A 330-nucleotide genomic window follows, 5' to 3' on the forward strand; every position below is an offset into this window, starting at 1 on the left:
AGCCCCGGCCCGGTGGACACCCCGCTCTACTCCAAGTTCGGCATCGAGGATCCTGCGCAGCAGGCGGCGATGCTGGAGGCGCTCAGCTCCACCATCCCGCTGGGCCGCATGGGTCTGCCCGAGGAGGTCGCGGAAGCCGTCGTCTACCTGGCCTCCGATGCCTCCGCCTTCGTGGTGGGCCAGGACCTTATCCTGGACGGTGGCCAGACCGTCCTCTGACAGCGAGGACGCGGCCGCAAGACGGGGGAGAGGCGTGGGCATGTCGGTGACGGACCGAGCGGAAACCGGTGGCGACACGTGCCGGCCCGGGTATCACGCGCAGATCAAAGC

Annotated in this window: 1 protein-coding gene; it reads left to right on the forward strand. The window is 69.4% G+C overall.

All coding sequences use genetic code 11. From position 1 onward, the window contains the following. The coding region (locus TN53_RS43440) for an SDR family oxidoreductase (RefSeq protein ID WP_046264452.1) at positions 1–219 on the forward strand (219 nt) is incomplete at its 5' end. Positions 220–330 lie beyond the last annotated feature (111 nt).

Source organism: Streptomyces sp. WM6386, assembly GCF_000972385.1.
Classification (GTDB): domain Bacteria; phylum Actinomycetota; class Actinomycetes; order Streptomycetales; family Streptomycetaceae; genus Streptomyces.